The organism is Pseudarthrobacter sp. S3 (assembly GCF_050156905.1).
In the GTDB taxonomy this organism is placed as follows: Bacteria; Actinomycetota; Actinomycetes; order Actinomycetales; family Micrococcaceae; genus Arthrobacter.
The window spans coordinates 2,575,696-2,589,116 of sequence record NZ_CP189583.1; the positions used below are offsets into that span (position 1 = coordinate 2,575,696).

At 64.4% G+C, this 13,421-nt stretch carries 13 protein-coding genes, 1 tRNA gene and 1 pseudogene; 3 read left to right on the forward strand and 12 right to left on the reverse strand.

Features of this window, described 5'->3' with window-relative positions; translation table 11 throughout:
- Positions 1–5 precede the first annotated feature (5 nt).
- Positions 6–590 (forward strand): serine O-acetyltransferase EpsC, encoded by a 585-nt coding sequence (gene epsC / locus ACQCSV_RS12360; protein WP_354223506.1) that lies wholly within the window; start codon positions 6–8, stop codon positions 588–590.
- A 15-nt stretch (positions 591–605) separates the two neighbouring features.
- On the opposite strand, the gene ACQCSV_RS12365 is transcribed toward epsC, so the two are convergent.
- Entirely contained in the window at positions 606–1,439 is an 834-nt protein-coding gene (locus ACQCSV_RS12365) for an oxidoreductase (protein WP_354153737.1), read from the reverse strand.
- Between the two features lie 121 nt (positions 1,440–1,560).
- Complete coding sequence (gene gndA, locus ACQCSV_RS12370; protein ID WP_354153736.1) at positions 1,561–2,997, reverse strand: NADP-dependent phosphogluconate dehydrogenase; 1,437 nt, start codon at positions 2,995–2,997, stop codon at positions 1,561–1,563.
- A 172-nt stretch (positions 2,998–3,169) separates the two neighbouring features.
- On the opposite strand from gndA, the gene ACQCSV_RS12375 reads away from it, so the two are divergent.
- Entirely contained in the window at positions 3,170–3,898 is a 729-nt protein-coding gene (locus ACQCSV_RS12375; protein WP_056340687.1) for a FadR/GntR family transcriptional regulator, read from the forward strand.
- A 42-nt stretch (positions 3,899–3,940) separates the two neighbouring features.
- Here ACQCSV_RS12375 and ACQCSV_RS12380 read toward each other — a convergent pair whose 3' ends face one another.
- From ACQCSV_RS12380 to ACQCSV_RS12390, 3 genes and pseudogenes are all read right to left on the reverse strand, one after another.
- Positions 3,941–5,029: an L-idonate 5-dehydrogenase gene (locus ACQCSV_RS12380; RefSeq protein WP_354153734.1), complete on the reverse strand. Its 1,089-nt coding sequence runs from the start codon at positions 5,027–5,029 to the stop codon at positions 3,941–3,943.
- Positions 5,029–5,799 (reverse strand): SDR family oxidoreductase, encoded by a 771-nt coding sequence (locus ACQCSV_RS12385; RefSeq protein ID WP_354153792.1) that lies wholly within the window; start codon positions 5,797–5,799, stop codon positions 5,029–5,031. The genes ACQCSV_RS12380 and ACQCSV_RS12385 overlap by 1 nt, the downstream gene beginning before the upstream one ends.
- Positions 5,800–5,853: 54 nt before the next feature.
- A pseudogene (locus ACQCSV_RS12390) lies at positions 5,854–6,738 on the reverse strand (NAD(P)-dependent oxidoreductase); the annotation flags it as partial.
- 74 nt (positions 6,739–6,812) lie between these two features.
- Between ACQCSV_RS12390 and ACQCSV_RS12395 the strand changes: the two are divergent.
- Positions 6,813–7,877, forward strand: a complete 1,065-nt coding sequence (locus ACQCSV_RS12395; RefSeq protein WP_354153733.1) for a D-2-hydroxyacid dehydrogenase — start codon at positions 6,813–6,815, stop codon at positions 7,875–7,877.
- Between the two features lie 237 nt (positions 7,878–8,114).
- Here the strand turns inward: ACQCSV_RS12395 and ACQCSV_RS12400 are convergent, their stop codons facing one another.
- From ACQCSV_RS12400 to ACQCSV_RS12430, 7 genes are all read right to left on the reverse strand, one after another.
- Positions 8,115–9,464 (reverse strand): MFS transporter, encoded by a 1,350-nt coding sequence (locus ACQCSV_RS12400; RefSeq protein WP_354153732.1) that lies wholly within the window; start codon positions 9,462–9,464, stop codon positions 8,115–8,117.
- Between the two features lie 181 nt (positions 9,465–9,645).
- Positions 9,646–10,443: an IclR family transcriptional regulator gene (locus ACQCSV_RS12405; RefSeq protein WP_354153731.1), complete on the reverse strand. Its 798-nt coding sequence runs from the start codon at positions 10,441–10,443 to the stop codon at positions 9,646–9,648.
- A 265-nt stretch (positions 10,444–10,708) separates the two neighbouring features.
- Positions 10,709–10,999, reverse strand: coding sequence for a hypothetical protein (locus ACQCSV_RS12410; protein WP_185260812.1), 291 nt, complete (start codon positions 10,997–10,999; stop codon positions 10,709–10,711).
- A gap of 129 nt (positions 11,000–11,128) precedes the next feature.
- Positions 11,129–11,204 (reverse strand) — tRNA-Val (locus ACQCSV_RS12415).
- A gap of 94 nt (positions 11,205–11,298) precedes the next feature.
- Positions 11,299–12,225, reverse strand: a complete 927-nt coding sequence (locus ACQCSV_RS12420) for an NAD-dependent protein deacetylase (RefSeq protein ID WP_354153730.1) — start codon at positions 12,223–12,225, stop codon at positions 11,299–11,301.
- Positions 12,226–12,231: 6 nt separating this feature from the next.
- Positions 12,232–12,726, reverse strand: a complete 495-nt coding sequence (locus ACQCSV_RS12425; RefSeq protein WP_354153729.1) for a peroxiredoxin — start codon at positions 12,724–12,726, stop codon at positions 12,232–12,234.
- Positions 12,723–13,142 (reverse strand): DUF3052 domain-containing protein, encoded by a 420-nt coding sequence (locus ACQCSV_RS12430; protein WP_282330887.1) that lies wholly within the window; start codon positions 13,140–13,142, stop codon positions 12,723–12,725. The genes ACQCSV_RS12425 and ACQCSV_RS12430 overlap by 4 nt, the downstream gene beginning before the upstream one ends.
- Positions 13,143–13,421: the final 279 nt, after the last annotated feature.

A 13,421-nucleotide genomic window follows, 5' to 3' on the forward strand; every position in this document is an offset into this window, starting at 1 on the left:
ACTTTGTGGGCTTTTTCGCAAGACTGAAGGAAGACCTCGACGCCGCCCGGTCACACGACCCGGCGGCTCGAGGCTCTTTTGAGAACTTTTTCGCCTATTCCGGGCTGCATGCCATCTGGATCCACCGGCTGACGCACCATATGTGGCAAACCCCGGAATTTCGGTTCCCGGCGCGGCTGGTGTCGCAGCTGGGCCGCTTCCTGACCGGAATCGAGATCCATCCCGGCGCTACGATCGGCCGGCGCTTCTTCATCGACCACGGCATGGGTGTGGTCATTGGCGAAACCGCCGAAATCGGCGAAGACGTGATGATTTATCACGGCGTCACGCTGGGCGGCCGCTCCCTGGCCAAGGTCAAGCGCCATCCCACCATCGAGGACCGGGTCACTATCGGCGCCGGAGCCAAGGTCCTGGGCCCCATCACCATAGGCCGGGACAGCGCCGTGGGCGCCAACGCCGTGGTGGTCAAGGACGCGCCGCCGGAATCGATTGTGACCGGTGTGCCGGCCAAGTGGCGCCACCGTGATGCCCAGCGCGAAACCAAGCCCGCCGTGGATCCGGCCGAGTACGACATCGAATACCGGATCTGATCCGCCTATGCATCCCTACCGGGCGATACGCTTCAGGACTGCCGTGACCACCGCATCATAGAGCCGGTCCGGCAGGACGCGCCGCAGGCCCAGAATTGCGGCCGCTCCCTTGCCCACCGGGTACCGGGTGCGGGGACGGGTGGCCGTGGCCGCGTGCAGGACAGCTGCCGCTATCACCGCCGGCCGCGTGGACGTTTCTGGCCTGTCCGTGGACGCCAGGACATCCGCCATGTGCCGTGCCTGTACAGCATACGGCCCCTCGCCGCTGCTGGACAGCAGCCCGTCAGCGGAAATCCGGCCCCACTCGCTGAGCGTACTTGCCGGTTCGATGATGGCTACCTCGACGCCGTGCGGCTTGAGTTCGAGCCGCAGTGCATCGCTCATGCCCTCAACGGCGAACTTCGTGGCGTGGTACCAGGCGCCAAGGGGTTCGTAGAATTTTCCGCCGATGGACGAGATGTTGATGATCCTGCCCCGTCCCGCACTCCGCATGGCCGGCAGGACCAGCTGCGTCATCCTGGCGAGGCCAAAGACGTTCACCTCAAATTGGCGCCGGCCCTCGGTCAAGTCCACCTGTTCCAGTGCCCCATAAGACCCGTAGCCGGCGTTATTGACCAGGACATCAATCCGCCCGCGCTCTTCAAGGACACGGGCGACGGCGGCACGCATCGAATCATCGTCCGTCACGTCCAGTGCCAGGACCTGGACGCCCAGCGCCTTCAGCGGCTCCATTCTGCCCACCCGGCGGGCGCCCGCGTAGACGACGAAACCGTGGCTGCTGAGCTTCTTCGCCGCCTCGAAGCCGATACCCGTGGATGCTCCCGTAACTAATGCGACTGGCTTGGGCATTCTGACTCCTTGGATGGAAGGACACCACAACTGCCGGAAACGCCAACGGCCGGCAGCTCCCAGAATATCCGGGAACTGCCGGCCGCAGGGTTCGCAGCTTGATGCAATCAGAGCGTGGTGACTAGTGTGTGTCCACTGCTTCGATTTCGGACTTGTCCTCGCCCCACAGGGTGTGGAACGTGCCCTCGGCGTCGACACGGCCGTAGGTGTGCGCGCCGAAGAGGTCACGCTGGCCCTGGATCACTGCGGCCGGCAGGCGCTTGCGGCGCAGGCCGTCGTAGTAGGCCAGTGACGAGGAGAAGACCGGCACGGGGATGCCGAGCTGGACGGCGGTGGAGACCACACGGCGCCATGCCGGCAGGACATCGGCGATGGCCTTCGTGAACGCCGGGGCGAACAGCAGGTTGGCCGGCTTGTCTTCTGCGGCGTAGGCCTTGGTGATTTCCTTGAGCAGTTCGGCACGGATGATGCAGCCGCCGCGCCACAGCGAAGCGATCTCGTCCAGCTTGAGGTCCCAGCCGTATTCCTTGGCTGCTGAGGTCAGCATGTCCAGGCCTTGGGCGTAGGAAACCAGCTTGGACGCGTAGAGCGCCTGGCGGACGTCCTCAACAAAGGTGTCCGGAACGTCGACGGCGATTTCCTCGCCGGCGAGCAGTTCCTGGGCGATCTTGCGCTGCTCGGTCTGCGATGACAGGGCGCGGGCGAAGACCGACTCGGCGATGCCCGACGTCGGGGAGCCCAGCTCCAGCGCGGAGATGACCGTCCAGCGTCCGGTGCCCTTCTGGCCGGCGGCATCCACCACAACGTCCACAAACGGCTTGCCGGTGCGGGTGTCAACGTGGCCCAGGACCTCGGCGGAGATTTCGATGAGGAAGGAGGCGAGTTCGCCCTTGTTCCATTCTTCGAAGATTTTGGCCTGGTCGGCGGGCTCGAGGCCGGCGCCGGAGCGGAGGAGATCGAAGGCTTCGCCGATGACCTGCATGTCGGCGTATTCGATGCCGTTGTGGACCATCTTGACGAAGTGGCCGGCGCCGTCGGTGCCGATCCAGGCGCAGCAGGGCTTGCCGTCCACGTGCGCGGCGATCTTTTCGAGCAGCGGACCGAGGGCGTCGTAGGACTCCTTGGAACCACCGGGCATGATGGACGGGCCGTTCAGGGCTCCTTCCTCACCGCCGGAGACGCCGATGCCGACGAAGTGCAGGTCCTTCTTCGCCAGCGCGGCTTCGCGGCGGCGGGTGTCCTCGTAGTGGGAGTTTCCGGCGTCGATAATGATGTCGCCGGCTTCCAGGAGAGGTTCAAGCTGCTCGATGACCGAGTCAACCGGTTTGCCGGCCTTGACCATGATCAGGACGCGGCGGGGCTTCTCCAGGGAGTCAACAAGCTCCTGCAGCGTTTCGGTGCGGACGAAGTCGCCGTCCGTGCCGTGCTTTGCGAGCAGCGCGTCAGTCTTTTCGACCGACCTGTTGTGCAGGGCAACGGTGAAGCCGTTGCGGGCCAGGTTGCGGGCCAGGTTGGCGCCCATCACCGCAAGGCCGGTGACACCGATGTGTGCAGACATCAAAACTCCAATTTCGTTGTGCAATGGATGTGCAGATGGCTCCGCGTTCGCTGCGAAGCACGCTGTCACGAACCGATGGATCCTAATAAAGCATATATATTCAATCGGCTTGAGGGAAGTGGTGCCCACTTTGTGGGACGTGGCCAGTCAATCCCAGTTTAGGCTTGAGTCCATGTCGACCAGCCTGCACCACCGTGCCATTGAGAACCTTGGCACCCGGATCATCACGGGCGAGCTGCCGACCGGACACATCATGCTGGCCGAGCACCTTGAGGAAGAGCTGAAGGTTTCGCGGTCCGTGGTCCGCGAAGCCGTGCGGGTTCTGCAGTCCCTGGGCCTCGTGGAAACCACCAAGCGGGTAGGTATCCGCGTGCTGCCCCCGAGCCGCTGGAACCCCTTCGACTCCCAGGTCATCCGCTGGCGGCTGTCCAGCGACGCCCGCGGCGCCCAGCTGCGGTCACTGATCGAACTGCGTTCCGCCGTCGAGCCCGCCGCGGCCGAGCTGGCAGCGAACAATGCCCCGGCGCAGCTGCGGCGGGAACTGGTGGACATCGCCCACGCGCTGCGCGACGCCGGCCACTCCGGGGACGCGCAGAAGTTCCTGGAGCTGGACATCGCTTTTCATTCGGTCCTGCTTTCCGGCTCGGGCAACGAAATGTTTGCCAACCTGATGGGGCAGGTGGCAGAGACCCTGACGGGACGCACAGTCCACGGATTGATGCCGGACCACCCCCACGAGGGGGCGCTCCAGTGGCACGTCGATCTGGCCGAAGCGGTCGCCGCCGGGGACGCCGCCACAGCCCGGGACGCGTCCGAACAGATCATGCGCCGCACCACCTCCCGGCTGTCCGGAACCTGGACGGACCAGCCCCGGGTGTTTATCCCGGTCCGCCGGAACTGACCTCACTCGGAACCAGCCAGAGACCAGCACTTCTACATCGCGCTATTCGGGTTGGAAGTTGAGGAGGACTTTTCCTGATTCGGCGGAGTTCCTGGCGGTTTCGAAAGCTTCGAGTCCTTGGCTGAGGGGGTATTCGTGGGTGATGACGGGGTTGATGTGGAGGGTGCCGTCGGCGAGGGCGGTGATGACGTCGTCGATCTCGTTGTTGAAGCGGAAGGACCCGCGCAGGTCCAGTTCCCGGGTGATGGCCAGGGAAATCAGGACCGGCTGGGGCCCGGTGGGCAGCAGCCCGACCATAACCACGGTCCCGCCGCGCCCCGCGCTCTGGATGGCTGAGGCCAGGCCATGGTGGCTGCCCGAGGACTCAATCACCACATCGGCCTGCACCGCGGCGATCGCGTCCGTGTCCCCGGCCTGCAGGGTCTGATCCGCGCCGACCACGGCGGCGATCTCCAGCGGTTTGGTATGGACGTCGACGGCGGTGATCCGTACCGCGCCGGCACGTTTAAGGACCGCGATGGCCAGCGCACCGATCGGGCCGCACCCGATCACCAGCACACTCTTGCCCGCCACGTCCCCGGCCCTCGCGACGGCGTGCCAGGCCACGGCGGCCGGCTCGATCAGCGCCGCGGTCCGCAGGTCCACGCCCGCCGGGAGCTCCCGCAGCATCCGGGACGGCAGGTTCACATACCGGGCGAACGCACCGTCGGTGTGTGGAAACCGTGCCGCACTGCCCAGATACGTACACCCCGGGGACAGGTTGGGCCGGTCCGCCGGCCACCGCACATCACCCGCACCTGGTCCCGGGGTGGCCGGGTGGACCGCGACCGCGGTCCCCACACCCGGGCCGGTCCCGTCCGCCGCGGCCGCCACCACGGTCCCGGAAATCTCATGCCCGAGCACCATCGGCGCCTTCAGGACCGACTCCCCCGCAGCGCCATGGAGCCAGTAATGCAGATCCGACCCGCAGATCCCGCCATACGCAACCTCCACCACGGCCTCGCCCGGGCCAGGCACAACCAACGGGACCGCCTCGACCCGCAGATCCCCGGCCGCGTACGCCACCACCGCCGGACCCGACACCTGCAGCACTGTTGCTTCGGTCCCCTGAGCCAGCATTCCGGTGCCCATCAGACCACCACCGTCATTCCGCCGTCGATGAAGATCGTCTGCCCGTTCACAAAGTCCGACCCGTCCGAGGCCAGCCACACCGCAGGGCCCGCCAGGTCCTGGACCGTGCCCCACCGGTGCGCCGGGGTCCGGCCCAGGATCCAGGCATTGAACTGCTCATCGTCCACCAGGTTCTGCGTCATCTCGGTATGGATGTAACCCGGAGCGATCCCGTTGATCTGCAGCCCCGAACCCGCCCACTCCGCCGTCATCGCCCGGGTCAGGTTCCGCAACCCGCCCTTTGCCGCCACATACGGGGCAATCGTGGGCCGGGCCAGGTCCGTCTGCACCGAACAGATATTGATGATCTTGCCCCTGCCGCGCGGGATCATGTGCCGCGCCGCCTCACGCCCCACCAGGAACGCGCTCGTCAGATCCGTCCTGATCACCCGCTCCCAATCCGCGACATCGAGCTCCAGCATCGGCACCCGATGCTGGATCCCGGCATTATTCACCAGAATCTGCAACGGCCCCACCTGCTCCTCCACCCACAAAATACCCCGCGCAGCCTCGGCATCACTCGTAACATCAAACGCGACACTACGCACCCGACCCGGGGCAAAATCCGCGGCCATCACAACCTCCGCCGCCTTCAACCGCTCCGCATTAATCCCGTTCAGCACCACCGTCGCCCCGGCCCCAGCCAACGCCCGCGCCAACGCATTACCAATCCCCCTACTCGAACCCGTCACCAAGGCAACCCTCCCCGTCAAATCAAAAAGAGTACTCATGGTGCAGCTCTCCCTTTCGTCAGTCTCCGCAGGTTCCGCGATATTGGTGTTGTCGCTCAGATTCGAAATGGCCTGGCGGACCACGGCAAGGTCCTGCTCGCCAAGGCCCTGGCGCTTGAGTTCGGCGTAGAGTTCGACGCCGGCAGTCGCCATCGGCACGGCAGCGCCGGACGCCCGGGCTGATTCGAGCACAAAGGACAGGTCCTTATGCATGAACTTCGCCGGACCTGTGGGTGTGTAGTCCTTCCGAACCAAACGCGGTCCCACGTTCTCCAGCACGCGACTGCCCGCAAGGCCACCGGACAGGACATCGAAAAGCGCTGCCGGATCCATCCCGGAGCGCTCGGCGAGCTCAGCCGCTTCGGCCAGTGCCGCCGTCGTGGTTCCTACAATGAGCTGGTTGCAGGCGTTGGCGAGCGACCCCGCGCCCAGTGGGCCCATATGCCTGACGGTGGTTCCCATCGCGTTGAAGAAGGGCTCGAGCTTCCGGAAGTCGTCCGCGGCACAGCCGGCCATGATTGCCAGTGTCCCCTCGGTCGCGCCCTTGGTGCCGCCGCTGACCGGGGCGTCCACTACGGTGGCGCGGCCGTGGCTTGCCTGGCGTACCCGGCGCCCGAAGTCCTGGACGTTTGCCGGTGAGACTGAGCTTGTGACCACCACGGCAGTGCCGGGTTGCGGCGGATTTTCGTCCCAACTCGTCAGCAGCCCCGCCGATGCCTCTTCGATGAAGGAAAGGTCCGGGAGCATAAGGGCGATGATTGGCAGGTCCCGCAGGGATGCAACGTCCGGCGCGGAGTAGCCACCCTGCGCCACAAACTCCTGCAGGGGTCCCTCGGATCGGTTCCAGGCGGTGACCGCCCAGCCGGCGCGGACCAGATTGGCCGCCATCGGCAGCCCCATCAGCCCCAGGCCTACAAAGCCCGCTGTTCTGTCTTCCATAAAGAGGCCTCGACTCACATCGTTTGTGTGGTTAATGAAAGGAAATCTGTCCAATATCCTAGCCGCTATTCAGTATGATGAACACTATGACGACTCTAACCACCGTCGCGATCGCCGTCCCGCTCGAAGCAGAGCTGGTGGAGCGCATCCGCGCCGTAGACCCCTCCGTAACCGTACTTTATGAGCCGGACCTGCTTCCGCCGGAGCGTTTTCCGGCCGACCACTCCGGGGATCCGGACTTCAAACGCACGCCTGCGCAGGAGGAGCGGTATTGGGCCATGCTCCAAAAGGCGCAGGTTCTGTATGGCCTGCCCAATGAAAGCCCCGCGGGCCTGGCCCGCATCGCGCGCCAAAATCCACGGTTCCAGTGGGTCCACGCCATGGCCGCTGGCGCCGGCAGCGCCGTTAAGGCATCCGGGCTGGACCAGGAAACCCTCCTCAAATTCAAGGTGACAACCTCAGCCGGCGTCCACGCCCTGCCGCTGGCAGAATTCGCTGCCCTGGGGATCCTCAACGGCTTCAAGCGCAGCGCCGAACTGGCCCAGGACCAGGCCGCCAAGGTGTGGCCCGAGCTTCGGACCCCCACCCGTCTGGTCAGCGGTTCCACACTGGTAGTGACCGGCCTGGGCGAGATCGGCCTGGAGACGGCCCGGATCGCACGCGCCCTGGGCATGACGGTCAGCGGCACTAAGCGAAACCTTGAGCCGATCGAAGGAATCGAGCAGGTCGCCGGCAACAACGGACTGCCCGGGCTGCTCGCCACGGCAGACGCCGTCGTGAACACCCTGCCCGGCACGCCGTACACGGAAACGCTGTTCAACCGTGAGATGTTTGCCGCCATGAAGCCGGGAACGGTGTTTGTGAACGTGGGCCGCGGCACCGTGGTGGACGAGGACGCCCTGTTGGAGGCCCTGGACAGCGGCCAGGTCTCCTACGCCTGCCTCGATGTCTTCGCTGTGGAACCGCTCCCCCGGGACAGCCTGCTCTGGAACCACCCCAAGGTTATGGTGTCGCCGCATACCTCGGCGCTCAGCGCCGCGGAGAACCGGCTGATTGCGGAGCGCTTCTGCAGCAACCTGCGAACGTTCCTCAACGGCGGCGACCTGCCCCACCTCGTAGACCCGGTCCACTTCTATTGAGGGACAGCCGCCGCCCTGAACCAAAGAGCCCCTGCCGTGGATCCTGGAAACGGGAATCCACGGCAGGGGCTCTTTTGTGTCGGCGTCCTGCCCGACGCTTGTGTCGGCCGTTATCTGGGCGTCCAGCAGGGGAACAACCAGCCGGGCGGCACCGGGAAGGCGCACCCGGAGTGCGCGTTAAAGCAGGAAGGCGGCCTCCCCATGCATGGGAGGCCGCCTTTTGCGTCAGCGGAGTGCCTAACCGGCATCCTCCACCAGGAGCAGGTCCCGGCCGTTGGTTTCGGGGGCGAAGAAGGTGGTGCCGAAGGAGATCAGCGCCAGGACCAGGGAGTAGATCGCGGGAACGAGCCAGGAGTGGCCGGTCGCAGCCAGCAGCGCCACACCGATCATGGGCGCGAATCCGCCTGCCAGGACGGCAGAGAGTTCACGGCTCAGCGCTACACCCGTGAAGCGGTGCTGGGAGCCGAAGAGTTCCGGGAGCATGGCACACTGAGGGCCCAGCATTGACTGCACGCCGAGCGAAATGCCCACCACCATGACCACCCAGACGAGGGTGACATTGCCGAGCGTGACCAGGTAAAAGGCCGGCAGGGCGATGACGGCCTGGAAGAGGGCGCCGTAGCGGTACACCGGTACGCGGCCGAAGCGGTCGGACAGGGCGCCGAAGGTGACCACCATGACCGCTGCGAATCCGGCGGCGATGAGGAGGCCGGTGGGGCCGATGAACTTGTCGCCGGCGAAGACTCCGGCGGGCAGGCTGATGAAGGACACCAGGAGGGCGGAGTAGATGGAGGAGTTTCCGTTTTCTCCCATCCGCAGGCCGATGCCGATGAGCACGTTCTTCTTTGAGTGCTTCCAGATCTGCACTACAGGGTTCTTGACCACGGCCTTGTGCTTTTCCAGTTCCTGGAAGACCGGCGTTTCCTTAAGCCGGAGCCGGATAAAGACCGCGATGGCAATCAGGATGACGCTCGCCAGGAACGGAACGCGCCACAGCCAGCCCTGCAGCACCTGTTTGTCGGCCAGTGCCATCAAAGCGAAGGTGCCTGCGCCGAGCAGGGTGCCCAGCTGGATGCCGACGAACGGCAGTGCGGCAAAGAAACCACGGCGCCGGCGCGGGGCCACTTCTGAAATCAGGGTGGTGGCGCCTGCCTGCTCGGCACCGGCACCCAGGCCCTGGAGGATTCGAAGGGCCACCAGAAGCACCGCGCCGACCATGCCGGCCTGTTCAAAGGTGGGCAGGAGGCCGATGGCGAAACTGGCCATGCCCATCAGGCCGATGGTCAGGATCAGGACCATCTTCCGGCCGAACCGGTCGCCGATGTAGCCGAAGACAACGCCGCCGAACGGCCGGGCGGCGAAGCCCACACCGTAGGTGGCGAACGAGGCGATCACGGCGCCGCTTTCCCCCAGCGGTGAGAAGAAGAGCGGTCCAAAGATCAATGCCGAGGCAAGGCCGTAGATGTAGAAGTCATAGTACTCCAGTGCGGAGCCTACAGAACTGGCAAGAGTTGCCCTTCGCAGCTGGTCCGGATCGACGGCGGCGCCGTCCAGGTCAGTCTGCGGTGATTTAGTACGAGATGTCACAAGAACTCCCTCAAAAACACTCCAGGCCCCCGTTGGCCTGGTGGGATAGCGAGGACACCCCATGGCGTCGATCACTATATTGAACTGAGTACAGCAAGCTGAACAAGGAGCAAGTGGTTGACTGACATTTTTGTTCACACCGGTGCTATGGACGTGGAGTAGACCCGTCAGGGCAGAGTACTTAGCCCATGGGGTTGCCCAGGGACCGCGCCAGCTCGTTCAGTTCCTTGACCATCTGGGCACCCTGCTCCGCGGAATATGTGGCCTTAAGGGCCGTGACTGACAACCCAAGGCTCGGGCCGTGGGCGCCGCGCGTAGGCACCGACACAGCCAGGCAGACTACTCCCGTAGTAGATTCCTCGTCCTCGAACGCGTAGCCCTGTTCCCGGATGGTGGTCAGCTGCGCCTTCAACTCGGCTCCGGTGCGGAGGGACTTTGGGGTCAGGACCGGAAGTTCGGCGTCATCGGAAAACATGGCGTCGACGTCGTGGTCGTGAAGGCGGGCAATCAGGGCCTTGCCCACGGCACATAGGGACACCGGCATCTTGTCGCCGATGTTAGACGTCAGGCGGACCGCCGGATGGCCCTCGTAGCGGGCCAGATAGATGACATTAATTCCGTCCAGCATCGCGATGCGTACGGTCTCCCCGGAAAGGGTCGGCGCCTGTTCGCAGAACCGGTAGAACTCCTGCACTTCGTCAAGCCGGCTCAGATATGCCGCGCCGAGTTCCACGAGCTTGCGGCCCAGCGTGAATTCGGCGCCTTGGCGGCTGATCAGCCTGGCTTCTTCCAACGCCAGCAAGAGGTTGGAGGTGGACGACTTGGGGATTCCCAGCTCGCGGGCCAGGTCGCTAAGCGTCAGCCTTCCGGTAACAGAGGCTGCCAACGCGTCCATGACGGCGGCGGCACGCGTGACCGCCGGCGCGGGCGACGTGCTGCCCAAACCCTCGGAGGAGCGGGGGGTGCGGGAATCGGCCATGATTCTCCTTCGATCGGCACGCCAGGGCGCTTCGCATAGATGCGTTCATTCTGGTGAACAGAAACCATCATAGTGGTCTGGCGGCGTTTCAGGGCCCGGCTAAAGGTTGCGTCCGACACGCCAAGAACCACGTTTCGCGTGGCATTTGTTTGTTTCAGGAAGTTCACGGTATATTCATTGCAGACCCTCCACCGCGGCATCCCCCAATAGTCGCGGTGGAGGGTTTTCCAATGCCCAAATGTTCTCTGGGCATCTGCCGCCGGATTCAGGCGACGTCCACCACCGCCTCCCTCAGCCTCCAGCCGCCACCGAGTCCGTCGCGCTCCAGCACCATAGTGGTCAGCGCGGAATGCGGATTGTGGCCCAGCCGCACCTGGACCTGCAACACCTCAACATCCACACGGCCCAGCCCCTTGGGCATACGGCGCTGCGCCTCCCACCAGCTCACACGTTCAAACCATCTCACCGCATCGGCTCCGACGGCCCATTCCCTGCCGTTGCTGACTACCGCCGTCGGGCTGCCGTCCTGGGCCGTCTTCACCACCACGTATTCCATAGCAGGAACACTAGGGACAGCCACCGACAATTAACGCGCACTGCCTGCGGAGCTCAGTACGGAAGACGGCGCAGGGAAACAAAAACCCCGCCGTTCCCGGCCAATCGGGCCAGGAACAACGGGGTTTGATGGTGGGTCCTACCGGGATCGAACCGATGACATCCACGGTGTAAACGTGGCGCTCTACCAGCTGAGCTAAAGACCCGAACGGCCGGTTTTCTCGCCTCAGCGCGTCAACCAACGAACATAAACTCTACCTGACGGGCGGGACGAAAAGCCAATCGACGAACTCGTCCCCGTCATGGGTCAAGATCGGGGAGTTCGGCGGCGAGCCAGGTCAACGCCTCGCTGACGCCTGCGTGGAGCTTGATGGTGGCGTATTGGTCGCCCCGCGTATCGCCCCTGTTGATGATCACTACCGGCTTGCCCTCCTTCGCCGCGTGGCGGACGAACCGCAGTCCGCTCATCACGGTCAGCGATGAGCCGGCAACAAGCAATGCCCCTGCAGCGTCCACCATCGCGTACGCGGCTTCTGCGCGGTCCTTGGGCACGTTCTCGCCGAAGTAGACAAAGTCAGGCTTGAGCATCCCGCCACAGGCGGGGCAGGCAGCGACCACAAAACTGCTGATCAGCGCCGAGTCATCAACTGTGGCGTCGGCGTCGGGCGCCATTTCCACCAGGCCGGACGTGGTGGCGCGTGCCAGGAAGCCGGGATTCAGTTCTTCGAGGACCCCCGCCAGCAGGTGACGCGTGTACGTGTGCTGACACGCAAGACAAACCACCCGGTCATAACGTCCGTGGAGGTCAATGACATTCCGGCTGCCGGCATCTTCATGGAGCCGGTCCACGTTCTGCGTGATCAATCCGGTGAGCAGGCCCCGCCGCTCCAGTTCTGCTGCCGCACGATGTCCGGGGTTTGGTTCCGCGTGCCGCAACTTGGACCAACCGATGTGATTCCGTGCCCAGTAGCGCTGGCGGCTGGCACCCTCGCGTACAAATTCCTGGTAGGTCATGGGCGAACGTGGCACGGCGTCCGGCCCCCGGTAATCCGGAATGCCCGAATCGGTGCTCAGCCCTGCGCCGGTGAGCAGCGCCAGCCGTTTGCCGGACAACAGCTCCCGGACGCGTTCCAGCCCTTGCAGATCCGTGCTGGACAGCGCAGCAGGGTCAGCGGCCGGCAGGCTGGCGAAGCCCGTCAGGCCGATGCCGTGCCGCTGCTGGTCCATGCGGCGTCAGCTCTGTTCCAGGCCTGCCAGAGCATCCTGGTAGTCTGCGAGCTCGCGGGCCTGGCCACGCGGATTCACCACAACGTAGCGGATTGTTCCGGTTGCATCGATGATGAACGTCCCGCGCCCGGCCATGCCGTTCTCCGGGTCGAAGACACCATAGGCGGAGGCGACGGCGCCGTGCGGCCAGAAGTCGGCCAGAAGATCAAAGCCGTAGCTTTCCTTCTCGGCATAGGCCCGCAGGCTGAACTTGCTGTCCACGGACACTGCCAGGACCGTGGCCCGGGCATCCTCGAACGCTGTCAGGTTGTCACGGATTTCACAGAGTTCACCGGTGCAGACACCCGAAAATGCAAACGGATAAAACACCAGAACAACGTTCTGCCCTCGGAAAGAGGACAACCGGACAGGTTCTCCGAACTGGTTCACCAGCTCAAAGTCCGGGGCATGTTCCCCCACCGCCGGAACAGTCTGGCCGGCTACGGCAAGAGTTGACGTCACTTGTTCTTCCGGCTGACCAGGCGGGTGGCGCTCCAGTCCTTCGACACACCTGCAGAGGTGGTGAGGTGCAGACCTGCGGTGGGCGCCGCTTCCTGGATCTCCGCCGGCGACACGTACCCGGCGCGCCCGGACTTTGGCGTCAACACCCAGACAACCCCGTTTTCACTCAGGGTGGTCAGGGAATCCATGAGGGTATCGATCAGATCCCCGTCGCCGTCCCGCCACCAAAAAATGACGGCGTCAACAACGTCGTGGTCGTCCTCGTCCAGGAGTTCGGACCCTGTCAGGTCCTCAATATCGTCACGTAAGTCGAAATCGACGTCGTCGTCGTAACCGAACTCCTGAATCAGATCCCCATTTTTGAAACCCAATTTTTCCGCCACATTTACCGAAGTGGCGGCGTCGGCCTCGCTCACGTGTTCCTCCAATGCCTAATACATGCGATGCGCATAGTGATTTCCATTACTCCCAGCCAACACCCTTTGTGCCCGCGCTTCAAGCTGCCACCACCGCGATCCGCCATATTCTGCATCACATCCGGCGCCGTCAGCCTGCGTTGCAGCGGCTTTCGTCACACAACCAGTATGACGGCGAAATACAACAGGGACGCCACAGACGCGGCTACGCATCGCGCTGAAGTCACAGCTAGAGTGGCTGGTGACAACTATGCCTGCGGGGCGACCGCCTGGAACTCA

Bases quoted from the DNA above. Each gene is read 5' to 3' on its own strand.
- ACQCSV_RS12365 (WP_354153737.1), bottom strand. From the start codon at position 1,439: ATGCCCAAGCCAGTCGCATTAGTTACGGGAGCATCCACGGGTATCGGC.
- gndA (WP_354153736.1), bottom strand. From the start codon at position 2,997: ATGTCTGCACACATCGGTGTCACCGGCCTTGCGGTGATGGGCGCCAAC.
- ACQCSV_RS12375 (WP_056340687.1), top strand. From the start codon at position 3,170: ATGTCGACCAGCCTGCACCACCGTGCCATTGAGAACCTTGGCACCCGG.
- ACQCSV_RS12380 (WP_354153734.1), bottom strand. From the start codon at position 5,029: ATGGGCACCGGAATGCTGGCTCAGGGGACCGAAGCAACAGTGCTGCAG.
- ACQCSV_RS12385 (WP_354153792.1), bottom strand. From the start codon at position 5,799: ATGAGTACTCTTTTTGATTTGACGGGGAGGGTTGCCTTGGTGACGGGT.
- ACQCSV_RS12395 (WP_354153733.1), top strand. From the start codon at position 6,813: ATGATGAACACTATGACGACTCTAACCACCGTCGCGATCGCCGTCCCG.
- ACQCSV_RS12405 (WP_354153731.1), bottom strand. From the start codon at position 10,443: ATGGCCGATTCCCGCACCCCCCGCTCCTCCGAGGGTTTGGGCAGCACG.
- ACQCSV_RS12410 (WP_185260812.1), bottom strand. From the start codon at position 10,999: ATGGAATACGTGGTGGTGAAGACGGCCCAGGACGGCAGCCCGACGGCG.
- ACQCSV_RS12420 (WP_354153730.1), bottom strand. From the start codon at position 12,225: ATGGACCAGCAGCGGCACGGCATCGGCCTGACGGGCTTCGCCAGCCTG.